Source organism: Fibrobacter sp. UWB3 (genome assembly GCF_002210405.1).
GTDB lineage: Bacteria > Fibrobacterota > Fibrobacteria > Fibrobacterales > Fibrobacteraceae > Fibrobacter.
Genome location: NZ_MWQJ01000005.1, coordinates 109,996 through 134,718 on the forward strand (window position 1 = coordinate 109,996; position 24,723 = coordinate 134,718).

At 47.9% G+C, this 24,723-nt stretch carries 22 protein-coding genes; 1 reads left to right on the forward strand and 21 read right to left on the reverse strand.

Going from position 1 to position 24,723, the window contains the following annotated elements; all coding sequences use genetic code 11:
* Positions 1 to 139 precede the first annotated feature (139 nt).
* Together ilvC and efp are read right to left on the reverse strand one after the other, a co-directional pair.
* Entirely contained in the window at positions 140 to 1,618 is a 1,479-nt protein-coding gene (gene ilvC / locus B7991_RS07560) for a ketol-acid reductoisomerase (RefSeq protein WP_088630280.1), read from the reverse strand.
* Between the two features lie 329 nt (positions 1,619 to 1,947).
* Positions 1,948 to 2,532, reverse strand: coding sequence for an elongation factor P (efp, locus tag B7991_RS07565; RefSeq protein WP_014547140.1), 585 nt, complete (start codon positions 2,530 to 2,532; stop codon positions 1,948 to 1,950).
* Between the two features lie 41 nt (positions 2,533 to 2,573).
* Between efp and B7991_RS07570 the strand changes: the two genes are divergently transcribed.
* Entirely contained in the window at positions 2,574 to 3,542 is a 969-nt protein-coding gene (locus B7991_RS07570) for a KamA family radical SAM protein (protein ID WP_088630281.1), read from the forward strand.
* Between the two features lie 64 nt (positions 3,543 to 3,606).
* On the opposite strand, the gene B7991_RS07575 is transcribed toward B7991_RS07570, so the two are convergent.
* The 19 genes from B7991_RS07575 to B7991_RS07665 form a co-directional block, all read right to left on the reverse strand.
* Positions 3,607 to 4,659 carry a hypothetical protein gene (locus B7991_RS07575; protein ID WP_088630282.1) on the reverse strand — a complete coding sequence of 351 codons (1,053 nt, stop codon included), beginning with the start codon at positions 4,657 to 4,659 and terminating at the stop codon, positions 3,607 to 3,609.
* A 171-nt stretch (positions 4,660 to 4,830) separates the two neighbouring features.
* Positions 4,831 to 6,192, reverse strand: coding sequence for a hypothetical protein (locus tag B7991_RS07580; protein ID WP_088630283.1), 1,362 nt, complete (start codon positions 6,190 to 6,192; stop codon positions 4,831 to 4,833).
* 478 nt (positions 6,193 to 6,670) lie between these two features.
* A complete protein-coding gene (gene hisB, locus B7991_RS07585) occupies positions 6,671 to 7,255 on the reverse strand; it encodes an imidazoleglycerol-phosphate dehydratase HisB (RefSeq protein ID WP_014547135.1) in 585 nt (194 codons plus the stop codon).
* Between the two features lie 11 nt (positions 7,256 to 7,266).
* Entirely contained in the window at positions 7,267 to 8,199 is a 933-nt protein-coding gene (locus tag B7991_RS07590; RefSeq protein ID WP_088630284.1) for a helix-turn-helix transcriptional regulator, read from the reverse strand.
* Between the two features lie 3 nt (positions 8,200 to 8,202).
* Entirely contained in the window at positions 8,203 to 8,775 is a 573-nt protein-coding gene (locus B7991_RS07595; RefSeq protein WP_235002811.1) for a nucleoside triphosphate pyrophosphatase, read from the reverse strand.
* Between the two features lie 73 nt (positions 8,776 to 8,848).
* A complete protein-coding gene (locus B7991_RS07600; protein ID WP_088630286.1) occupies positions 8,849 to 11,236 on the reverse strand; it encodes a putative LPS assembly protein LptD in 2,388 nt (795 codons plus the stop codon).
* A 190-nt stretch (positions 11,237 to 11,426) separates the two neighbouring features.
* Positions 11,427 to 12,236, reverse strand: coding sequence for a PDZ domain-containing protein (locus B7991_RS07605; protein WP_088630287.1), 810 nt, complete (start codon positions 12,234 to 12,236; stop codon positions 11,427 to 11,429).
* Between the two features lie 152 nt (positions 12,237 to 12,388).
* Positions 12,389 to 13,501, reverse strand: coding sequence for a hypothetical protein (locus tag B7991_RS07610; protein ID WP_088630288.1), 1,113 nt, complete (start codon positions 13,499 to 13,501; stop codon positions 12,389 to 12,391).
* A gap of 10 nt (positions 13,502 to 13,511) precedes the next feature.
* A complete protein-coding gene (locus B7991_RS07615; protein ID WP_088630289.1) occupies positions 13,512 to 14,318 on the reverse strand; it encodes a metal ABC transporter permease in 807 nt (268 codons plus the stop codon).
* A gap of 18 nt (positions 14,319 to 14,336) precedes the next feature.
* On the reverse strand, positions 14,337 to 15,035 hold the full coding sequence (locus B7991_RS07620; protein WP_088630290.1) for a pyrimidine 5'-nucleotidase: 699 nt from the start codon (positions 15,033 to 15,035) through the stop codon (positions 14,337 to 14,339).
* 13 nt (positions 15,036 to 15,048) lie between these two features.
* Complete coding sequence (locus B7991_RS07625) at positions 15,049 to 16,356, reverse strand: deoxyguanosinetriphosphate triphosphohydrolase (protein WP_088630291.1); 1,308 nt, start codon at positions 16,354 to 16,356, stop codon at positions 15,049 to 15,051.
* Positions 16,357 to 16,431: 75 nt separating this feature from the next.
* Positions 16,432 to 17,430, reverse strand: coding sequence for a metallophosphoesterase (locus B7991_RS07630; protein ID WP_088630292.1), 999 nt, complete (start codon positions 17,428 to 17,430; stop codon positions 16,432 to 16,434).
* Positions 17,430 to 18,242: a thymidylate synthase gene (locus tag B7991_RS07635; RefSeq protein WP_088630293.1), complete on the reverse strand. Its 813-nt coding sequence runs from the start codon at positions 18,240 to 18,242 to the stop codon at positions 17,430 to 17,432. Before B7991_RS07635 ends, B7991_RS07630 begins: the two co-directional genes overlap by 1 nt.
* 114 nt (positions 18,243 to 18,356) lie before the next feature.
* Complete coding sequence (locus B7991_RS07640) at positions 18,357 to 18,617, reverse strand: hypothetical protein (protein ID WP_254917882.1); 261 nt, start codon at positions 18,615 to 18,617, stop codon at positions 18,357 to 18,359.
* Between the two features lie 155 nt (positions 18,618 to 18,772).
* Complete coding sequence (locus B7991_RS07645) at positions 18,773 to 21,142, reverse strand: OmpA family protein (RefSeq protein WP_088630295.1); 2,370 nt, start codon at positions 21,140 to 21,142, stop codon at positions 18,773 to 18,775.
* A gap of 170 nt (positions 21,143 to 21,312) precedes the next feature.
* The gene (radC, locus tag B7991_RS07650) at positions 21,313 to 22,014 is read right to left on the reverse strand and encodes a DNA repair protein RadC (protein ID WP_088630296.1); all 702 of its coding nucleotides are present in this window, start codon (positions 22,012 to 22,014) and stop codon (positions 21,313 to 21,315) included.
* Between the two features lie 110 nt (positions 22,015 to 22,124).
* Positions 22,125 to 23,051, reverse strand: a complete 927-nt coding sequence (locus B7991_RS07655) for a porin family protein (protein WP_088630297.1) — start codon at positions 23,049 to 23,051, stop codon at positions 22,125 to 22,127.
* 175 nt (positions 23,052 to 23,226) lie between these two features.
* A complete protein-coding gene (locus tag B7991_RS07660; RefSeq protein ID WP_088630298.1) occupies positions 23,227 to 24,048 on the reverse strand; it encodes an amino acid ABC transporter ATP-binding protein in 822 nt (273 codons plus the stop codon).
* 8 nt (positions 24,049 to 24,056) lie between these two features.
* Complete coding sequence (locus B7991_RS07665) at positions 24,057 to 24,716, reverse strand: amino acid ABC transporter permease (RefSeq protein WP_014547112.1); 660 nt, start codon at positions 24,714 to 24,716, stop codon at positions 24,057 to 24,059.
* Positions 24,717 to 24,723 lie beyond the last annotated feature (7 nt).

A 24,723-nucleotide genomic window follows, 5' to 3' on the forward strand; every position in this document is an offset into this window, starting at 1 on the left:
CGAGTATGGAAATCCGTGAAAGTCGTATAATCAAAATTAGACAACTTTCTTCCCGCAAGTATAAGCGAGCGAGACAAGGCGTGGATGCGCGTAGCGTACTAAGGTACGTGAGCGCAGCCACAACGCAGTATCGCGAAGCTTAGACGACGCGGGTCATGCCAGACATGCGTTCGCGGAGCCAAGCACCGACTTCTTCCACCGGATGCTGACGGATGTTCTTGTTCACCTTGATGAGTTCTTCGTTATCGACAGCGTTGGTATTGCCTTCGTTGAAGATATCGCCAATGTCGCCCTTCTTGACTTCGTTCTTCATGAAGTCAGCGAGGAGAGGAACGCACTTGTTAGCAAAGAGGTAGCAGCCGTATTCTGCAGTATCGCTGATGACGCGGTTCATTTCGAACAGCTTCTTACGAGCGATGAGGTTTGCAATGAGCGGAGTTTCGTGGAGGGATTCGTAGTAAGCGCTCATCGGCTTGATGCCCACAGAGCACATGGTTTCGAATGCGAGTTCCACACCGGCCTTGATCATAGCGGTCATGAGAACGCCACGGTCGAAGTATTCCTGTTCGGTGATCTGCTTGTCTGTTGCGGCAACCTTTTCGAATTCGAGTTCGCCAGTTTCGCCACGCCACTTGAGGAGGTCCTTGTCGCCAGCTTCCCAGTCGACCATCATCGTGCTGGAGAACTTGCCAGAGATGATGTTGTCCTGATGTTCCTGGTAGAGCGGCTTCATGATCTTCTTCATCTTTTCAGCAAGTTCCGTTGCGCGGATCTTAGCCGGGTTGGAGAGACGGTCCATCATGTTCGTGATGCCACCATGCTTGAGAGCTTCGGAAATCGTTTCCCAGCCGTACTGGAGGAGCTTCACAGCGTAAGCCTTGTCGATACCGAATTCCTTCACCATCTTGTCGTAGCAAAGGATCGTACCGGTCTGGAGCATACCGCAAAGGATGGTCTGTTCGCCCATGAGGTCAGACTTCACTTCGGCGACGAAAGAGCTTTCGAGAACGCCCGGACGGTCAGCATGGAGACCAGCGGCGTAAGCCTTGGCATAGTCCCAGCCCTTGCCTTCAGGGTCGTTTTCCGGGTGAACAGCGATAAGGCACGGCATACCGAAACCACGGAGGTATTCAGAACGAACTTCGGAACCCGGTCCCTTCGGAGCGACCATGATCACAGTGATGTCCTTGCGGATTTCCTGGCCTTCTTCGACGATGTTGAAACCATGGCTGTAAGAGAGAGCTGCGCCCTTCTTCATGAGCTTCATGATAGCCGGGATCACGTTGTGGTGCTGCTTATCCGGTGTGAGGTTGCAAACGAGGTCTGCATCCGGAATCATTTCTTCATAAGTACCGACCTTGAAGCCGTTTTCAGTAGCGTTCTTCCAGGACTGGCGCTTCTGTTCGATGGCTTCCTTGCGGAGCGTGTAGGAAACATCCAAACCGCTATCGCGAAGGTCGAGACCCTGATGGAGACCCTGAGCACCGCAACCGACGAACACAATCTTCTTACCCTTGAGGGCTTCAACACCACGGCTGAATTCAGAATGTTCCATGAAACGGCAGTGGCCAATTTCTTCGAGTTGGCGACGCATAGGGATTGAGTTGAAATAATTCATTTTTTTTGAACCTCTGTTAAATAAAATGTTCCGCGGTAGAATATAGTAAATTCGGAATAAGGATTTCGGAAATAGGAAATAGAATCCAGAAAAAGAGCTTTTTCGACACAGAATTCATTCAATTACTTTGTTACAACTACCGTCAGTACATTCTCTCCGCAAAAAAAAATAGCCCCGTCGCTTGGACGAGGCTAAAAGGAGATCCCCGATCAAGTCGGGGATGACATGTTTAAGATTACCGTGAGCAACAAACGCCCGGTATTAACCGAGCGTGGTTGCGAGAGCGAGGCGAAGACGGAGTCCCCGCCTTGCATAAGAGCCGAGCGGTCTTATTTAGCGCGTTCGAGGTAAGAACCGTCGCGGGTATCCACGCGGATCTTGGTGTTGTTTTCGATGAAGAGCGGAATCATCACCTTAGCGCCTGTTTCGAGAGTAGCTTCACGCATCACGTTACCGCTGGTGTTGCCCTGAACTGCCGGAGGAGCGTCAACGATCATCAAGTCAACGAAGGTCGGCGGGATAACTTCGATCGGAAGCGTTGCCTGAGTCTTCGGGTCCTTCCACCAAGTGACTTCGACAGTAGCGCCATCGAGGAGCCAAACTTCGCAGCCATTGAGAGCTTCCTTGGAGATTTCTTCAGTTTCCTGAGTTTCGCTGTTGAGGAAGTACCAAGTAGAACCATCGTTGTAAAGGTAGGTCATTTCGGTGTAGGTCACATCAGCTTCTTCCACCGTATCACCGCTCTTCCAGGTGCGTTCGAGAGTACGGCCTGTCACCAAGTTCTTGATACGAACGCGGTTGAAAGCCTGACCCTTACCCGGCTTCACAAACTGGTTTTCGATGATTTCATACGGCTGACCATCAACCATGATTTTCAATTTTTTACGGAATTCGTTGGTGCTTACAGTACCCATATTATCCTCTTTTGGTTTTTGATTCTAAATTTAGCAATATAATGGACAATTCTGTTAAAACTTTCACGCATATTTCTGAATTTTTAGACTATTTGGGCAATGATTTTACCGGTTTGACAAGCGAAATGCGCGCAAACCTCGACCAAGAGCCCACGTTCGCATTCAACTGTTCCAAGCATTACGCCGACCTCATCAAGAATTCGGCCGAGCCCGTCAAACTGCTACGCGAGGTTCTACCAAGCAAGGACGAGCTCAAGGAGGCTCCAGGCTTTGTCGATGACCCCGTCGGGGACCTCCCCGCCGGCAAGTCCGAATGCATCTTGCAAAAGTACGAGAACCGCGCCCTCATCGTTTCGACTTCTGCCTGCGGTGTGCGCTGCAGGTTCTGCTTTAGGCGCAACTACCCCTTCCAGGACACACAGAATACCGCGAGTGAAGTTTCGAACTGGCTCGACGTCCATACGAGCATTTGGGAAGTCATACTCTCGGGCGGAGACCCACTCACACTTGGCCCGGGACCTTTCCGCGACCTCGTGGAAGCAATCGCATTCCACCCGTCTGTGACGACGCTCCGCATCCACACGCGACTCCCGATTATGCGACCGGACCTCGTGATGCAGCATTTTGAACTTTTGCGTGAACTTCCCGCACGATTCAATTGCGTGCTCGTAGTACACGTGAACCACCCTGATGAACTCGACGAAGAATCAGCCGCCGTTTTCGCACAACTTAAATTCAGCGGTTGGACACTCTTGAACCAGAGCGTTCTTTTGAAAGGCGTGAACGATGACGCCGAAACGCTCGAACGCTTGAGCCGCAGGCTATTCGAGCAAGGTGTACTCCCCTACTATCTGCACCAACTCGACCACGCGAAAGGTGTCGCCCATTTTGAAGTCAGCGATAAACGCGCCCGAGAACTCATCGCGCAAATCCGCACCAAGCTCCCCGGCTATCAAGTGCCCAAGCTCGTGCGAGAAATCGCCGGAGAAAAGAGCAAGACGCCGGTGTAGATGCAGGAAAAAAGCGCCTAGCGTTTAGCAAAAATCCTCCGCAACAAAGCGAAGGATTTTATTTTTAACAAGCCAGCACAGATTCGATAAATTTCCTTTCCAGGAAATCATCAAACGATGTTGGCGCCATCACACGCAGGCCATCGCCTCTGCTGTACACCAAGCAATTTCCCTCAAGCCCGCCATACCATTTCATGCCCTTGAATACAAGAGTCATCCAGTCATCGATAGCGTAATCAATAGCATCGTATTCGGAATCAGGCGTAGCATCCACACCGTTCAGGTATGGATGGAAAAGCGCGGCGTTGTACTTGGGCTTGAATTTTTCGACAAATACGCTTTCGGCAGCCATCGACAGCAATTCGATAGACGGCAACCGTTTGCCAGCCAACGGCGCTTGGAATTCATTTATCGAAACCGCATTTCCGATCAAAAGACTGTTATCCCGTTCTTCGACATCAAAGAACAAAAGCACAACGTCATCGCGAATATCCTCGCAATCCTCAATTTCAGATTCAAGAAGTTCAAGGAATGTTTCGTGATGACGATGATGCTTCACGGCGCTTTCGTCCACCACAATTCCAATGTACATCGGTTCATAATTCCAAAGGAAACATTTGGTTTTATCCAAGTTCGGAATTCGAAGCAACCTATTAGAATATAAGTACAAGAGTTTCTCAGGCGTAAACCAAGCCACAAAAGAGTCATCGTTCAGACACTTTTTCAGTTCCTTGTCGGTCGCCTTTTCATAGAACGCCGTATCAATCTCATAGAATTTTATCCCGTGAGTTTTTGCGACAACTTCATCTTTGGCGAGAATGTGCGGCTTTTCTGCACCAACATCAACAACAAGAGTTTTCTTTTCACTCGGCTTAAACAGCGGTTCAGTTGCTGGGATAGAAACGCTTACTCGACCACATTCGCTCACGAGGTCAAGATCAACTTTATGGCCCGAAAATTTCACATTGCAAAAATCAATGCGAGGCTTTTTTGCCACCATATAGACGCGAGCTTTTCCAAGCGATTTACGATAATCGACATCATTCTTAGCCCACGCAATATCGTGGAAAGCTAACGGGCAACACGTCAACTTCAATGTCGTAGAAATCACTTTCATAACGGACTCACTAAATCACCCAAACCGAGGAAAACATAAAACTTTTAACACAAAATTTCGAGAAGAGAGCCGTAAATAATTGCTTTTAATTTCTTACGAAATCGCCGAATTTTACAGAAAATGGCGAAACCGAAGTTCCGCCATGTAAAGGTTTACAAGATGTGGAAAAGACTATTCTTTTTTTATTTCTGTAACCGATTTAACCAAATCAACTACAGGTTGCAGTTTGTCTGTAATATCTTTCGTATCCACATTCATCATCTTATACTCTTTTGTTGATATCACCGGTTTTGTATACAGCTTATTTACCGTTTCAACTAAAAGATTTTTCATTTCTTCTTTATCACAGGATTCTAACTGCTGTAAATATGCAGTCAACGTCAAAGCAACAGATTCTTTAAAAGCATACTCTTCTTTTAAATTTCGTTCTTTTCCATATTCATTCAATGCATAGCCAAACGCAAAAACTCCTAACGATGATTTAATTGCATTAATAAGAATATCCGCCCAAACAATTCCTGTTGCAGCAGAAAGCTCAGTAAAAACAAATATAATCCAAATTATTGCGGCCAAAAGTAAGATGCCACTTAAAATCAACCAAAAACGAGCTTTATCATTTATATTTTCTTTTCGTTTATTAAAGCTATGGCTTAATGTTCCATCAGCAACAAAGCCTATCATTTTCTTTATTTCTTCTACATAACCATTTGTTTTTTCATTATTTTTTTGAGCAACATCAAGACTTTCTTTAGTCTTTTTTTCAACATTTTCCAACTCCACCTTTGCGTCATTAATCAACTTTTGTGATGCATTCAATTGTTCTGAAATGGTTGTTGATTTATTAAGTAATTCATCAGCTATTTTATTATTTTCATCGCGTCGTTTCAAAATTGATTCCGCCATATCATCAGCTCTAGCAACAACACCTTTAATATTTTCTAAATTGACATTCACGTTTTCTTGAGTTTTCAGCATATTGTTGTATGAATCATTAGCTTTATCCATCAAAGCTTTTATACTTGACTCACGAACTTTCGCATCATTCAACATATTCCTAAACTGAACATCATGCCGCATATTCAATTCCGACAACTCATTAGTTTTTCTTTCTAATTCAGCCAGCAATTTTTCACTTTGTTCAAATCTTGTTTCCACATTGGCATTCCAAAAGCCATATGTAATTTGATATAACGCTAAAACATTTACATAATAAGCGGCATCTTTATATTCCTGAGTTTTTAAAAATTGCAAAATTTTTCTTAAAGCATCATCTATATCAATTAATCCATGATTTGGATAATTAAAAGATATAGGTAAAAATTGCCAATAATCTGCATCCAATCTATTTTTGAATTGGCTGAATATTTTTTTTACTAAAGTGCTTAACGTGAACAACGTATAACCGTAATCACCAACAAAAACACTCCCCATAGAGGGCCTTCTATTAAACCGAATCCTTAAAAACGACTCCAAATTAGAATTATCAAATTCTTGAATCACTTCTAAAACACTTTTACGTTGTTCAGCATTCATATAATTTCCTTTTTTCTTTTTTATTTTATTTGATAGAATTTATCTTACAAAAAAGAAACCATTTGTTAATTATTTTGTATTTTTTACCCACATTTTATTTACAACACTAAACAATTTACGCCCCCCCAAAAAAAACATAAGCTCATCAGAATGTTCTGAGCACTACGATGTCAAGCATGACTATATAAAGGAAAAGCCCGCTTTCGCGGGCAAGACAAATTCAGCGATTCTTGCGCTTCTCGATCGCGACGCGTCTCGTTTTACACTAGGACTTTCACTGGATGGGGCAAGCCCCAACCTCTTTGGCTCGGTCTTATCCATACGAGTATGGCTGAGACTCTCGCCTTATGAGGTTGTCTTCGCTTCGCTCAGAATGACGTAATAAAAAAGGCGATGCCCGCTCGGAGGCGGGCATGACAATACTATTCGAGATTTCACTGGATCCTTCGCCTAGTAGGCTCAGGAAGACGAGATTACCTTACAGCACGCCTTTGCTGCTGGGGACGCCCTTCACGTTGCGGGAAGGTGCGACGGCCATGGCGACGGCGCGGGCGAATGCCTTGAAGATGGATTCTAGGCAGTGATGGTTATCATTGCCATAGAAGAGTTCCACGTGCAAGTTCATACGGGCGTTTTCGCAGAGGCTCTTGAAGAAGTGTTCGAACATGCTAGCTTCGATTCCGCCTGCAGTTGCAGCCGGGAGCTTCACGTTCCACACAAAGCCGATGCGGTTGCTAAAGTCGATGCACACGCGGCTCAAGGCTTCGTCCATCGGGACAAAGTAAAAACCATAACGTTCGATGCCCTTCTTGTCGCCGAGGCATTCTACGAGAGCCTGGCCAAGCACAATGGCGATGTCTTCCATGCTGTGGTGCATATCGACTTCGGTATCGCCCTTGCAGGTCAAATCGAGGTGGAATCCGCCATGCACTTGGAACAAATTCAGCATGTGGTCCAAGAAGCCCGAACCCGAGCTAATCTTGCCTCTAGAGCAATCGTCCAGATTCAAGAAAAGTTGAATGTCGGTTTCACTCGTCTTACGAGAAATCTTAGAAGAACGCATCTTAGCACCTCTTATTTAAGGACACGACCGTCATAAACGCTGAAGCGAGCCACACGGCCAAACTTCGGCACGGGCACCGGAGTTTCCACGCCGTTCAAGTACATCTTGCCAATGGCACGCGGTTCACCAATCACAATGTAGAGCGTACCGCTTGCGGTATAGACAAGCTTGTTGTCAACCGTTGCGATGTTCGCTTCTTTCACAAAATCATCATCGTCTTCATCACGCTTGATGCCGACCCAAGAACGCATTTCGCCAGAACCGACGAGTTCAATACGAGTACGGCCGTTATCCGAAACTGGGCCCGTCACCGTCGTATCTTTCTTGGAGGTCGAAGAGATAAAGATCGTTGCAGATGCCGGGAGATTTTCGGCTTTTTTCACAGCCTTGTCGACTTCGGCCTGAGTCACCTTTTCGTTCTTGACGGAATCAACAGGAACTGCTTCAGCACCTTCAGGCATATCCTGATTGACTTCTGCGGATTCTTCAGCAGCAACCGCCGCAGGAGGATTGGCGCTAGCGTCAGAAGCGACCTTTTCACGGTTCACAAAATGGAGTCCGACAATGAGAAGAGCCAAAATAACCACGATAGCTATAGGCACGGCCTTGCTGCGCGGCTTCTTTTCGTCTTCGGTCATCGGAGCGATATTCTTGATGGGTTCAGCTTCACGGATTTCGTAGCTAGAGCCCACTTCTTCGGCGTACATTTTAAGGACGGCCTTTGCATCCAAGCCGAGCTTCGAACTCACAGAATTCAAATAGCTACGGACATAAGCTTCTACCGGCAAAGACTTCCAATCGCTCGATTCAATAAAATGGAGCATCTTTACCGAGATTTTCGTGCGCTCGGAAAGATCATCAATAGTAAGTCCTTGAGATTCACGAACGCGGGCCAAGAAGTCACCAAGGCGTTCGTTTGGATTTTTCTCTTCCAACTGAATCATTTGCTATACCCTAACTTGTAAACCATCCAACATTTCCAGTGTACGTGCAACTGGCAACCCAACCACGTTGTAGTAGCAACCGTTGATAGACTTGATCAAGCGCGCGCCATTCGTCTGAATGCCGTAGGCGCCAGCCTTATCCATCGGGTCCTTAGAATTTACATAATCTTTGAGTTCTTGTAAGGTGCAGTTTCTGAAAAACACCTCTGTTTTCTCCTCAGACGCACTGAGGATTTCTCCGTTACGGGCAATCGCAACTCCGGTGATGACAAAATGGCTACGATTGTTTAGCTTGCTTAACATTTCAAGTGCGTTTGCTTCGGATTTGGGCTTGCCCAGCGGAACGTTGTCCAAAAACACGAGCGTATCAAAGCCGAGCACGTAAGCATCGCGTTCCTGGCGAGAAACGGACAGCGCCTTGATGCATGCGTTTTCACGCGGAAAATCAAGCGGGTTTGTGCTTGTGGGCTTTTCATCTTCGCCCGAGACAACCACACGGAACTTAACACCCAACTGTTTTAAAATTTCGGAACGGCGCGGAGAACCGCTAGCCAGAACAATTTCAGATTCAATCATAATATCTTTTTAGTTACCAGTTAACTCTTTCGTCTCTCGTCTACAGGCTCGAAGAGGCGTTCTCTCATCTAACTTATTCATAACTCTTTGTATCGGTGCTGCCGGCGTTAAGCTTGATATCCGGCAAGTCGCGCACGTAAATCGAGAAGCTCCAGCCTGCAGCAGGGCCTGTCGGCGTCCATGTAAAATCGAGTTGCCAACAATGCAACACACGCTTGAACGTGAATTCATGAGAGACAAACTTACCTTCGTTATAATCGTAACGGGTGCTATAAGAGACATCCCAGTTGACGGTCGGCTGGAACGTCGCCGAGATTCCCGTCGAATGCGAGATGTTGTCCTTAAACAAATTCTTAGCCACGCGGGTACTGCTGAACGAATAGCGATAATCCAAGCTCAAAGACCACTTGAGCATTTCATACTTTTCAAGCTGCGAAGGAAGGCCTCCATTAAACGTACCGCTCCAATGGAAATTCTTCGAAAGCTCATAGCCCCAGTATGTAAGTTCCGGAAACCTTACCTTGTTCGGATTCGTGTCATACTTATGGTAGAAACTATGACGCGTATTGATCGTAAACATGTAATCCGGCAAAATCTGGAAACCGAACGAAGATGATATATCCGAGAAATTCAGCGAGTCCGCCGCAAAGTTGTACGAAAAACTATGCCTTGTCGTCAGCAAGCGACGCGTGCCATACTGGTCTTCAACCGCTTTTGCCTTTTTCGTAGAATCGCCTGTCGTATCCACATGGCCTACCACCTTGAGGTACTTGATATCAAAGTCGTTGCTCAGGCTAAAGCCAATCGTCTGTTGCTTTTCTTGATACGGATACTGTCCCAAATACGGGTGCGGAGCAAACTTCTTGACCGTATCAATTTCAGGAGCGTACGTGTAAGAAATACTCGGTGAAAGCACATGACGGACACCGGTAAAGCGACCGATTTCAGGAACCCAGATACCATAAAGTTTCGTATCGGCGGTCAAGCTGTAATTGTGGTTGTATGCAACATTACCGAACGTACCTTCATCCGGATTGAAACTCATATAACGTTTTCTCTTGTACAGAGAATCGTTCGGATTACGCCAAGACGTGCCCGTCCAATAGCCCGTAAACGAAGCACGAGGCGTAATGTTGATGACGTCAAAAAGGCGCCCAGAGTAATCCAAAGTGTACGTACCCGTATAGCCCAGGTAATGCGCGGTCGTATCCTTGTTCTGCGTCGTATCACGTTCACGGTGCGACTTGTAGTTGAAACGGTTCGTAAAGCTATAGTTGAACTTTTCAAGGAACGACTGGAACGAGCCGTCTTCGGCCGCCACCTCATCTTCGTCCAGTTCAAAGTTGAAAAGGTTGCCGCTCATGCGGTACTGGATATCAGGCAAATCCCTTTCGAGCATGCCCGTCGTGAGGTTATGGTTCTGCGAAATCTTAACCGTCAAGCTCTTATTGTTACCGAATTTACCAGAGTACGCCAACGAAGCATTCGCCTGCTGGTTCAAGATTGTGCTTGCCTCTAGCGAGTTGTTTTTACGGACTCCCCTATCGCTCACAAAAGAGCCCTGGCCACTCAATGTATGCTTGGCATCGGGAGTCAAGTTCTGGTTATGCGAGAACTCGATATCATAGCCACTACGTCCAAAGTCAAATTCTTCGAGGTAACTCGTGTACTTGAGGCGGCCATCCAACAGATAGCGTTTCTTATAGCGGATTTCGCCCGAGAGCGTAGAACGTTCGAACCTAGCCTCGTCACCTTCAATAATGTCTGCGGCAAGAGTTGCATCCCAGTAATCATTTGCGGCATAATAGAAACCGATATTACGCAAGTAGTAACCTTGTTTCTGGTCACCACCGAACTTGGGAGTCAAAAGCCCCGACTTGCGTCCGCTCTTGAGAGGCGCCACAATCATCGGCAGAACCGCCACCGGCACATCGGCAATGTTCAAGACCACAGGCCTTGCCGTAATCGTTTCCTTGGGCTTCACCACCATGCGGCGGCCATAGAAGTAAAAGTGCTGGTGCGTCGTATCGTTACACGTACTGAAGTCACCGCGAGCAATCTGGATTCTCGTATCCGGCAAACGTCGGACTTCCATACCATTCAGTTGCTGGTTATCCTGGAACGTCGTCGCGAAATAGACCTCGCCTATTTTGGATTTGAGATTGTACTTGAGCCGCATACCCGAAAGCGACGGGTTCTTGGCTTCACGGAGAATCGGATTGCCAGAAGCAGCAAGGATCTGATTTTTCTGGTCCATCCAGATCGTGTCAGATTCGAGCGTTGCCGTACGGTACTTGAGCTGCGCCGACTTGTTCAAGTTGAACGTCGAAGTTTCTACATCATACACAAGATCGACGGCGTGATATTCAATCGTATCTACACCAGTCGTATCGTTCATCCAATCAACCTCAGTCGTATCTTCTACAGGCTGTTCGCGCTCTTCAAGTTCAAAGCGAGTCATCTCCTCGCCATAAGAGCAAGGAGCGAAGACCGCAGCGATTACAATTGCGAAAACGGCCCACAGAAAACGATGGGTTTTGGATAAAATCACGGTGCAACAAGATAGAAAAAAAAGAACGCTCCGTGAAAGAAGCGTTCTTCAAGCTTACAAAAATCTACCCAGCAAGCTAGGCAATTGCGCATGGCGCAAGTTACTTCAGCACAGCGTTTGCACCGCTCACGCAACCATTGTGATCAATGGAAATAACATAGCGGCCATTCGGAACCTGAGAGCCGTCCCAGTTGAGCGAATTCACTCCAGCGACAGCATTATCAAGGCTGAGCTTTGTCACCAGTTCGCCATCGGCATTCAAGATCGTTACAGTGGCGCGGCCCGGAGACTTGAGCGTAAATGCAATAGCCTTGCGGTTGAAGAGACGGAGGCTAGCATCACCCGAATGAACCGGAGTAGCCTTGGAGAACTTCGGAGCAGACTTTGCCTTTTCCACATAAATTCCGTTGACATCAGCAGAAGCAACAGAAACATCGTTCTTGATGAGGTTACCGCGGCTAAGCACAGCAACGAGCTGCTTGTCATTTTCAGTAGCACTTGCAAACGTTTCGAGTTCCTGAACGTTCACGCGGTCCTTGTCGCCATACCAGCTCTTGACAGCCTTGTTGTCCAAGTCCTTCACCGTTATCTGAGCGCGACGAATCACGGTAGAATAGGTTTCGCCATTGCTCGTATAGGTGATTTCGAGCGGCTTATTGACCTGACCGCGAAGCTTAGACTTTGAAAATTCAATATCCTGTCCCTTGAGGCTTACACCATCAACAGACGTGATGACATCGCCAGCACGGAGATTGGTTTCTGCAGCCGGAGTTCCCGGAATGACTTCTGCCACATGGACACCTTCGCGCACTTGATAAATCGTAATACCGACGCCACCAAAGGATTCGTCAGCCATAAGCGGAGCCGTCATCATTGCGGCAATCAAAGAAGCCTTAACGAAAGAATTCATAAAAATCTCCTTAATTTTTACTTTCTTAATATAATATAAATTACCGCCTTTTCAAAGAAAAGCCCCTAAAAATTGCGTCTAAACGGGCTGTAAAAAGGCAATGCCGGCTCTATGGCCGGCATATCATTTCAACAAATACTGCAAAAACCCGATTATTCGGTCATTTCGCGGGATTCTTCGTAAGACGGGCGGTCGTCTTCGTAATCCTTGAGGCTCTTGTCACCCGGCACAACGATAAGGCCAAGCGTTACCGGTTCACCCTTCAAATCGATGTAAGCTTCGAGATAAAGCGTGGTCGAGAGGCGGATCAGGCGCAAATCCATCATAGTTCCACCCTTGTGGATGCTCATCGGATTGCGGTTGAAGAAGAGGAACTTCTTGTTGATGTATTCAAAGCGATCCTTTTCGTAGTTGATAGACCATTCCGTATCGCCGTCATTTTCCTGACGGTAGGTGCAGCGGTCATTATCGATATCGCATTCGAAGCTTGCGCTTTCCTGATAGCGCTTGTTCCATTCGCGGCTAAAGGCGCAAGACTGCACGCGGGAACCACCATTGCGCTGTTTGTTCAGCTGGTCATTGATGACCACGTAGTCCATCTTCATGTTCTTGACTTGATTGTAGACATTCATGAGGATGATGTAAGCTTCGATATCCTTCGGGCACTTGCCGGTGAGATTCACATCTTCGTGCGCCTTGAGGAGCGTCTGCTGCAGGTCAATATCGATAGCATCCGGAATTTCGCTCTTCTTGATTTTTTCAAGCGTTTCCTTGGGCGGCACATGGATAATCTTGTCACCCTTCTTGATGGCGTAACCGAGCTGGTCGCGCACATAGTCCAAGCACTGCTGCACGTGAATATGGACCGTATTGGAACCTGCAGAAACGAAGTCCGCACCGATGCGCACGTTCCATTCGTCAGCAGTATTCCGAGCATTCTTTTCGAGTTCGCAGAACGGTTCTTCGCGAGTACCATCCACAAAAATCATGTTGACATGGAGTTTCGTCACAAGAGATTCTTCTTTCTTGATGGCACTACCCATGCTCCAGAAATTCGGATTCAGGCGAAGCACTTCGGCAAAAGCCTTGTCGCCATCAAAAGCCGGCAACAAAGAATCGTTACGGGCATTTTTCTCCTGCATCAGTTCAGAATAAGACGTTTTGACGTCCATGTTGTTAAATGCATTTCGGGCAACCGCAGAAAAAGCCGACGTCGCCAAGAACGAACATGCCAAAACTACAGAAACGCGCAACATTGAAAACATTTTCCCTCTCCTATTTTTTCACAATCTTTTTAACGGCAAAGTTGAGCAAGTACAAGATGACGCCGCCTGCGATAATCGTAGGGCCGACGACAAAATTCAACTGGCAAGCGACTAAAAGTCCAAGCACCACAAGCACTAGCGAAACAAAAACCGAAATGACCATCATCTGGAGCAAATTCTTGGCATAGCACTCCGCAATGTAAGCGGGAATCGTGAGGAGCGCAATCACGAGAATCATGCCCACCGCCTGCACGGCAATCACAACCGTGAGCGCAATCAGCGCAATCAAAAGCATGTAGTAATTCAGCACGGGTAAGCCACGGACACGTGCAAATTCCGGATCGTACGAAATCGAAAGGAAATTGCGGAAACAAACCGAAACAGCAACCAAGATGAACACAAGCAAGCCGCCCATCCACCAAAGAAGTTCCGTCGGCACAGTCAAAAGGCTACCAAACAAGAAACTCATCATCTCGCCACTGTAACCGGGCGTCAAATCGGTCAAAATCACGCCAAGCGCCATGCCTGCCGCCCAGATAATCCCGATAAACGTATCAGCATGCTTGCGGTCACGCCACGTGAGCGCACCCATAAGCATCGCACAGGCAAGTGCAAAACCAAGCGAGCCAAGCATCGGCGAAAAGCCGATAAAGCAAGCCAGCCCGACCCCACCAAACGAGGCATGCGCCACGCCACCCGAAAGCGCCGTCAAGCGGTTCACCACGACGTACGTTCCCATAACGCCACAGGCAATGGCCACAAGCACCGCTGCGATGAGGGCGTTCTGCAAAAAATCCATGGAAAGTAAATCGAGCATGTTATTCGTTTTTGGTTATTAGTGGTTAAGAACGAGTTTTTCTCTTAAATTTAGTAAATGCGGGATATGAAAATCCACCCAACCGGGCGCTTGGATGTTCGGATTCACGAGAACCGTCGTCCAGCCCCGCTCATGAGCGGGTTCCAAATTGCGGAGCGAATCTTCGAGCAGCACGATTTGCGACTTTTCTGACGATTCTTGAGCCAAGACGCCCCGCGCCACAAGCCATTTTTCGATTTTATCGTACGCGCTCACGTGAGGTTTGCCTTCCCAATCCATAAGTTTGAGGTCAAAAACATCCTCAATTGCAGAATCGAGCTGCATGTGCGCCATGCCCGCGCGGCTCCAGTCCCCTCGCCCATTCGTAAACACAAAGCGATGCCCCTCAAGCGACTTCAGGAGTTCAAGCTTTTCAGGCGCCACCTTCGGGTAAATCAGGTATTCGGGTTCATGGATAAAGTCAAAAAAGTCATCGGGATGCGTGCCGTTCATCGCCATGAGTCCCGAAAGCGTCGTACCAAAGCGATGCAGATAATCCTTGCGGATTTCTGTGGCGCTTTCAAACGTCCCGCCCACGGTCTTTTGGACAAACTCAGCAATGCGATGGTCGAGCGAATTTAAGACAAAGCGTTCCTCTTCGCCGTAAAGCGTCAAGTCGTAATCGAATAGCCAAATTTTCGAAGCATCGTTCTTGATGCCGATATCCAGCGCACTCACAGAGCAAGACCTCTTAATAGCCCATGGCAAGCCCGCCAATTTGACGAGCAAGGTAAGTGGCGTAATTGTCCGTCATGCCGCTCACAAAGTCGAGTACCTGATGGTACGCTTCGGCGGTCGTCACACTTTGACCAATCTTGGCCTGCCCAATCAAGCGGACAATGCGGTTTGCACGGTACGAATTGCGGTCGTTTTGGCGGTAATCGTAAACGCCGTTGATAAACGCATCGAGCACAGTGCTGAGCGTCGTATAGCTACCGACTTCAAGTTCTGTTTTGCGGCGGTCAGGGTAAATGCGTTCTACGCCCAAGCGCTTTGCAATGCGGATGCCTTCCATTGTATCGGAACGGGAAAGGTCAATCAAGTGCTTGTCGAGCGAACCTTCCATGATGCGGTCGTAATGCTTCACAAAGAGCACAGCCACGTCATCAATCAAGTTCTGGATAGCGCGCCCGCGGATGCTGCTGAGAAAGTCTCTGAAGTTCTGGCCGTTTTCTTCGAACTCGCGGTCGATATCGACTTCCGGACCGCACAAGAAACTGAACATGTTGCGCACATCACCAAACGTCAAAATGCCAAGTTCAATTGCATCTTCAACATCGAGGATGGAATAGCAAATATCGTCAGCCGCTTCCATCAAGTACACGAGCGGATGGCGAGCCCAAACGCCGTCCTTGATTTCCGGGATGCCCAGAATCTCGGCTGTTTCGCGGTAGAGTTCCGCTTCGGTGCGGAATAAGCTTGTCGGGCAACCGTAATACGCAAGTCGCGGGTACTTGATCATCGAACCGATTGTCGCATACGTGAGTCGCATGCCGCCATCGAGGAAGTGGTATTCGAGTTTGCTCAAAATGCGGTGGCCTTGAGCATTACCATCAAAGTTTTCGAAGTCCGCAATTTCCTTGTCATTAAGTTCAGACATCGGTGCGGAATGGCGATTCTTGCGGAACCATTCGCGGATAGCGGCTTCACCCGCATGGCCAAACGGCGGGTTTCCAATATCGTGAGCGAGGCATGCCGACTGCACAATCGTACCAAACTGGTATTCGTTCACGTACTTCGGCAAATGTTTTTTTATCAGGTGATACACCGTAATCGCAAGGCTACGGCCCACACTCGAAACTTCGAGGCTGTGCGTGAGGCGGCTGTGAACATGGTCATTCACCGAAAACGGGTGGACTTGAGTCTTGCGGCCTAAGCGACGAAATGCGGTAGAAAAAACGATGCGGTCGTAATCGCGATGGAAGTCAGAACGGTTCGGGTCCGGATCGGCCGGGTGACCGTAACGCGTTGCAGAAAGAAGCGTATCCCATTGTAGCATATAATAAATATAGCAATAAGGCAATCAGCCATGGGGTCGCACCTTCGGTGCTTTGGGCTATGGGGTATGGGCTTTTTATAATGCTGTTCCAGCTTCGACCGAGACGAACTTTCGGTTATCGAGTTTCTGTTCACCATCAAAACGGTAAGCAACAAGGCGCCCGTCACCGCGGTAGCCTGCAACGCTGTAATCCAGGCAGCAAACGTTATCACGAATAAGTTCAGGCAATCCCGTCAACCAATAATGTCCAAAGAAAACAGGGCGTTCATTTTCGCCATAAAAATCGCGAGTCTGGATTTCAAGCGGAACTTCACGCGGAGGCAATTCCACGCCCGGCTGGAAACTGAGTTCCTGCAAATTCTTGTTCTTCGGGCAAATCCACCAGCGAATACGAGTGCGCTTGCGAAGTACGCCTTCTGCATCGCGGAACGTCACGCCCTCCGGCAAATCCAATTCCGGTCCCTTTAAGAACAAACTTATCGGCCAGTACAGCGAATCATCGTATTCATCATCCTTGTCATTCGCACGAGCAATCAACTCATCGAAATCGCCATCCATAAAAGAATGGATGTTTTCGGCTTTAAGCAACTCGGCGCATTTCAAGTCAAAGCAGGCGTGCTGCGCACGGAACAAATCCGTTTCCAAGTAAAACGGGAGCGTCTTGAGGAAATCCAGCATTTCCTGAAATTCCGCCTTGCGCCCACGATAGCTCTCGACCGTCTTCACGTGAATCGCTACTTTGTTAAAAGTATGCTCACGCAAATAACCGCCGTGAATCGCTTTTAAAGGTCGCCCACCGGCTCCATTCTCGTGCCAAAAGCTAAGCGCATTGAACTCGTGATTGCCCATCAGCGCCACAGCAGAACCTGCATCGCGCATGGCGCGCACGAGATTCACCGTCTCGCGCACTTGACTCCCGCGGTCAATGTAATCGCCTAAAAATACAACCGTACGTTCATCGCCCGGATAACGGAAAGCACCGCCGCGTTCTTCGTAGCCTAGCTTTTTAAGGAGCACCACGAGTTCATCGTAGTGCCCATGAATATCGCCAATGAAGTCGATAGAAGCGTTCATTAAACCGCAATCGGAGCCTTGATAGTCGGCCACGGATCGTAATTTACAAGTTCAAAATCTTCGAACTTGAAATCGAACAAGTCCTTGACATCAGGATTCATCTTCATCGTCGGGAGTGCACGCGGCGTACGCGAGAGCTGTTCACGAGCCTGGTCAAAGTGGTTGCTGTACAAATGCAAGTCGCCAAAAGTATGGACAAACTCGCCCGCTTCGTAACCGCAGACCTGAGCAAGCATCATCGTCAAGAGCGAATAAGACGCAATGTTAAACGGCACGCCAAGGAACATGTCGGCACTGCGCTGATAGAGCTGGCAGCTAAGCTTGCGCTTGCCACTAGCGCCTACACCGCCCACATAAAACTGGAAAAGGCAATGGCACGGCGGCAAAGCCATCTTGTCAACTTCGGCAACGTTCCAAGCGCAAACCAAATGACGGCGAGAATCCGGATTATTCTTGAGGCTATTGATCAAGTTCGCAATCTGGTCGATATGTTCACCATCAGGTGTCGGCCAGGAGCGCCACTGGTGACCGTAAACCGGACCCAAGTCGCCATTTTCATCGGCCCATTCGTCCCAAATCGTAACCTTGTTATCGTGCAAGTACTTGATATTCGTATCGCCCTTCAAGAACCACAGCAGTTCGTGAATGATACTGCGCAAGTGGAGTTTCTTGGTCGTAAGGCACGGGAAGCCCTTGGAAAGGTCAAAGCGAGTCTGGCGGCCAAACACAGAGCGAGTGCCGGTGCCAGTGCGGTCGGAACGGTCCACACCGTTATCGATAATATCTTTAAGAAGATCTAAGTATTGCTGCATATTGTAATTATATAAAAATTGACTGGATTCTTCGGACTTCGTCCTCAGAATGACGTCATTACGTTTTCTCAAACCGAAGCGACTTCGTCCTCAGAATGACATCAATACATTTTCTTAAGCCGAGGCGACTTCGTCGCTTCCGAACACGTCCACGCGTTTGTACTGCTTAGCGACCTTACCTTCCACTTCAGCAGCGGTTTGCAACAAGAGTTTGTTCAAAGCCTGCAAAATCAAGTCTTGCGTGTGCTTGGGCACGGGCTTCTTGCCGAGGCGCGCCTTCTGCACCATCTTGTGGTTCAAGTTCACAGGGAGCATTTCAACGAGATCGTGATTGCTAAAATTATTTGCGGTCAGAATTTCATCAAGTTTTGTCATATGTGATAATTTAGCAATTAATAAAGGCGATCCCGGCATGCTTCGACTTTGCTCAGCACAGGCTCCGGCCGGGATGACAAAATGGCAACGTAGTTGCGATTATAAGAAAAGCCCCGGGCTTATGCCCGGGGCTTTGGTTGAGACTCTAAAAGTTATTAGTCACCAACGTAGTTGCTTTCGCACTTCATACCGTCATTTTCCGGTGTGACGAAGTGCATTTCAATACGACGGTTCATTTCGCGACCATCTGCCGTAGAGTTGTCGTCAACCGGGCAGGTAGAGCCGAGACCAATAGCCTTGATGCGGTTCTTAGCAACGCCGAACTTCGTGAGCTGCTTCATAACGGCCTTAGCGCGGCGGTCAGAGAGCTTGAGGTTCTTCTTAGCCTTACCGCGGTTGTCGGTATGACCCTGGATCACAATCTTGAGGTCCTTATAGGCTTCGTCTTCCTTGAGCTTCTGAGCGATACCCTTAAGGATTCTCTTAGCGTTAGCGTTGACAGTAGCAGAACCGCTCTTGAAGGAGATACCTTCGAGCTTTTCTACCTTCTTCTTCGGGCAGCCGAAGCCATCGTCGCCAGCTTCATTCGGGCAGCGATCCATACCAGCGCAGACACCTTCGAAGAGGTTGAACATATTTCTTTCGGTGACCCAAGCATCGCAGACGCCATCCTTGTCAAGGTCCGGATCCGGGAGCGGGCAACCATCGTTAGCGGCAACACCGTGTTCGAGCGGGCACTTGTCGAGACCCTTACAGGTCTTGGAGATGAACCATTCCTTAGCAACAGATTCGTCTTCAGCGGCCTTTTCGAAGTAGTAGCCGAGCTTCTTCTGAACAACCCATTCGTCGCAGATACCGTCGCCATCGCTGTCCGGATCATCCCACGGGCAGCCCTTATTGCCGGCAGCACCAGCTTCACCCGGACACATGTCGTAGCCCTTGCAGACGCCGGCATACTGGTCAAGCTTGTTCTTGTCGGTGACCCACGGAGAGCAGAGACCGTCGCCATCCGGATCCGGATTGTCTTCCGGGCAACCGTTGTTGACGAGCGTACCAGCTTCAGCCGGGCACTGGTCGATACCTTCACAAATTTCCTTGAACTGGTCAAGCTGACCCTTCTGGCTTACCCAAGAATCGCAGACGCCGTCCTTATCCGGGTCCGGGTCATCCGTCGGGCAACCATTGGTGCTATTACCCTTTTCGTTCGGGCACTGGTCGATACCTTCGCAAACATTGCGGAATTCGTCAAGCATACCCTTTTCAGAAACCCAAGCGTCGCAGACACCGTCTTCGTCGCTATCCGGGTTACCCATCGGGCAGCCAGAGTTCAAACGATGACCATAGTCATCCGGGCAACGGTCATCACCGTCAGCCACACCGTCTCCATCGCGGTCCTGCGGCATGAGGAAGCCAGACCAAGTAAGACCACCGAACAAAGCAACAGACGGGTTCACGCGAGTCTTCGTAGCCGTCGTGAACTGGATCGAACCATCATCAGCTTCTTTTTCAAGAACGTTAACATAGTTGATGTAGTTGTCGTTACCCATGTAGAAAGAAGCACCGATCTGGAGATCGAGGCCCACCGGAAGGTGGAACACTGCAGCACCAGTAATCTGCTTCATGTCGAGCTTCTGCTTGCCCGATTCGTCCTGGTATTTGAGATAGTTCCAAACAAAGTCATCAGTCTGGAGATCCATGTAGAATTCACCGAAGAACGAGAGGAAGTCAAGAACGTAGAATTCAAGAGCAGCGCTCACGAACGGGAAGGACAAGAATGCCTTGTCCATGGACATGCGGTAACCACCGTTCACGTGAACGAGGAGAGGCATGATATCAACCTTGGAAAGGTCGAACGTCAAAGCGCCACCAACAGTCATAACAGACTTTTCGGAACCGAACGGGAAGGCATAGCCCAAGTCCTTCATAATGAATTCCGGTTCACGAATCCAGACACCCTGCTTGGAGTTCTTGGCGGTGTGGAAAGAATATCTAAAGAATGCGGCGAAGTCGATAGGAACGTCTGCCGGAATCGGAGCACGAGCCTTAATGCTAGCCGTCAAGTTACCAATGTAACCTGCATTTGCACCATAGAGGTCTGCGCCATCGCATGGCGTACCTTGAGCCGTTTCCAAAGCATGGGTATCGGGGTTTTCACGGCAAGTGGTCTTACCCTTGAACTTGTCATAGTAGACCGGCATGGTCACACCGATATCAAAGTAGTCCAAAAGACCGATAGCAAGACCAACGTAAGCGCTGACACCGATGTAATCAGCAACCTCAGCCTGCTGGCGGTTGAAGCTGTTGTTCATGGCGTAAGGCTGTGTAGCATCGCCAGTCTTGAACATATCGTTACCGAATGCAAAATCACCCAAAGCTGTAAACACAAGCTTGGAATGACCAAGAGACTGAGCAGACTGTGTCTTATTGACACCAGCAAAGCCAGTCTTGTTTATCGTATTGGCATGACCAGCAAAGGCGGTTGATGCCGCCAAAGCTAGGGCCAATCCCATTGCTACTCGTTTCATAGAGTCTCCTTGTTTTGACCAACCCTTGAGTAGAGTTGTACTTATAGTAATGTTTATGTGAAATATAACTCTTTAAAAAAAAGTCCGCACTTTTTGACGTTAGTTTTGATTGATAAATAATACATACTTTTTATTATTTTCGCTTTTATTTATTTTTATTTACAAAACATTCACTTATAAAACGCACTTTCGAAGATTTCCGGATAAATTCGGCACAAACTTGTAAACCCTGATTTACCAATGATAATATGGTCCAAAACTGGTATTTGCAAAATTTTACCTGAAGCGCATAAAATTCGCGTTATAGACATGTCTTCTGGACTCGGTTCCAGCGATCCAGAGGGGTGATTGTGGACAAAAATCACAGAAACAGCGCGATCTTCGATAGCCAAAGCAAAAGCTTCACGCGGGTGAACAGGTGTTTGATTGACAAGCCCCGTCGTCAATTCATGGACGCGAATGATGTAATTTGCAGAATTCAGCGAAATGACAACCAGATGTTCCTGCGATTCGTATTTCATATACGCAACGCGAGAAAGCACATCTTCGGGGACAGAAACAGGTATCGCCTTGTCGCTTAAAATAAAGCGTCCCGAGAGCTCCAAACAAGCTAAAATCTGTGCGGCTTTGACTTTTCCAAGTCCACGAATGCTCTTAAGACGAGCAAGCGACGGGACTGACGTTTCCAGCGCCAAAAACTCCGAAAGTCGCCTAGAAAGCTCAAAAACACTGCACTCGTGGCTACCGCTCCCCAAAATAATCGCAAGCAACTCTTCGTTACTCAAGGCACTGACACCTGAGCACTCCAGTTTTTCCCGTGGCATCATGTTAAATTCAGGCTTCGGAAAAACAGCAACAGGGTTATGGTTCATATAGTATCTCCTTAAGATAGGTTTCTACTATATAAACACGCTTTTTTCAGAATTTCGACTACTATTTTTTTGAAAAAAAAATTGGCGGGGATTAACCCGCCATCTAAACATTAGAAGAAAACGTTGAGGACTAGCTGAATAGCGAACAAACTTGATTCGTTTTCGACAACCCTTGCTATGCGCAATTTTTTATCTTCAAAAGCGTAGATTTCCTTGTCATTTTCTTCAATTCCCCTAAGGTCCCAAATAAAGCGGAGACCAAGATCACATTGCAAACCGCTGGCAAGGAATGTTGTACCAAGGCCGGCAACAATGGACGGGATAAACGTCTTGACTTTCCATTCATCTTCGGCATCACGCTTAACGGTTTTAATTTCACCGTCTTTATAGTCGTAGTACTGAAAAGGAGTGCCATCCTCGTCCGTATATTCGTATTCATGGCTCGTATCCAAATTGAGATTAAGACGAACACCGCCTTCGACATACACATACGGAACTTGCAAGCGCAACATAAGCGGAATATTGACATTGTAAAGTGTCTTAGCATCATTCACCTTGTATTCATGCCAATATTCGTCGTAGCCGTCAGCGCCCTTAATTTCTTCGGAAAGGTAGGTCATTCCAAAGTTCAATTCAGGAACAAATGAAAGAATCGGATTCAATGGGAACTTGACGATCAAACCGATATCGCCAGAAACACCGAGCCATTCATTTTCGCCATACTGTCTGACGAAATCCTTATCGGTCGGATAATTGGCCAAAGAGGCAAAACCAATGCCAAGGTGGAGACCAAAACGCGTACGCTGGTTATCATTTTTTTTAGAGCCCTTACTTGGGCTACCATAAGACGAAGAGCGGGCCTCTTCGAAGCTCTTGTATTCAGGTTCGTTCGACGGGAGCTTATTGCCGTAACCGTCATCGACGGTTCCTTCGGACCTTGCTGCCGGGATATCGTTACCATAGCCATCGTCTTCGGCAAAAGCGTTTGCGCTAAGGCACATCATAGCGATAGCGGATGCAATAAAGAGCTTTTTCATTTAATCTCCTTCAAATAACACAAATGTTATTTAAAAATTCAAAATTTGTTAGATGAAGGATAAAATACAAAAATAGTAGACAACATTTCTAGAACTTTTTACAAAAAAATACCAAAAATGTTTTAAAAATCTACAACACGCCAAAATTTGGGAATAAACAGCAAATTTGGATGTATTATGTTCTTGAAAATCTTTCGAGGAACGAGCTCAAGCGCTTGTTCTGAGACTGGCTGAACACAAAGTCCGGAGTTCCCTGTTCCACGACAACGCCCTGGTCCATGAACATGACCTTGTTCGCCACATCACGAGCAAACGCCATTTCATGCGTCACGATGACCATCGTCATGCGGTCTTCAGCAAGTTTCTTGATAATCTTGAGGACTTCGCCCGTGAGTTCTGGGTCCAATGCGCTCGTTGGCTCATCAAAGAAGAGAATCCTTGGTTTTAAAGCAAGCGCACGCGCAATGGACACACGCTGTTGCTGACCACCCGAAAGCTCGCACGGGTAAGATTTTTCTTTACCTTCGAGGCCCATCTGCTTGAGCAAGAATCGAGCCAGCGCACGGGCATCTTCACGGGAATCGTGAAGCACGCGAATCGGCGCAAGCGTCAAGTTCTGGAGTACGGTCAAGTGCGGGAACAAGTTAAAGTTCTGGAACACAAGCCCTGTAGAAAGGCGAATGTCGCGGAGAGTCTTTGCGGGAGCGTACTTGATTTTACCACCAATGCAAGAACCGGGAACAACCATGTCCTTGCCATCGACACGCACCTCGCCCGCCTCGAACGTTTCAAGCTGCGTGAGGCAACGGAGGAGTGTGCTCTTACCGGAACCAGAAGGCCCGATAATCGAAAGCACCTCGCCCGCATTGAGGTCAAACGAGATGTCCTTGAGCACATGCAAGTCGCCAAACGACTTCTTTAAATGCTTGACTTCGAGAATCGGAGAAGAATCTAGAGGTGCGTCATTGATAATAACAGACTGAACTTGAGAATCCATGACACGCCTCACTTATAATAGTTCAACTTACGTTCAACGTAAGCGAACAACACACTCAAAAGAAGATTTGCAATGTAATAGAATACACCCGCAACAAACAACGGATAAATGCTCGCGTAAGCGGCCTGCTGCTTTTTGGCGAGTGCGAAAAGTTCCGTCACGGCAATCACCTGCGCCAAGGAAGTATCCTTCACAAGCGTGATGACTTCGTTTGCACTTGCAGGCACAACGCGCTTGACCACCTGCGGAAGAATGATGCGATAAAAAGTTTGACCGCGCGTAAGGCCGAGCATTGCTGCAGCCTCGTACTGGCCCTTCGGAATCGACTGGATGCCACCGCGAAAGATTTCAGCAAAGTATGCAGCATAGTTAATCGAGAACGCAACAATCACCGCCGGAAAACGGTCAAACGAGAACTCCACTCCCGTGTATTCGCTTAAATAGTACGAGCCAAAATAAATCGCCACAATCTGGAGGAGCAGCGGAGTACCGCGCATCACCGAGATGTAGAACGATACCGGGTAACGCACAATGCGGTAGCGGCTCATCTTGAGAACCGCCACAAGCAAGCCGAGCGGAATCGAGAACAGGAGCGTCAGCGCGAAAATCGCGAGCGTCGTGCAGAAGCCGCCCCAGAGAATCGGGAGTAGGGAATTCAAATCAGACATGAGATTG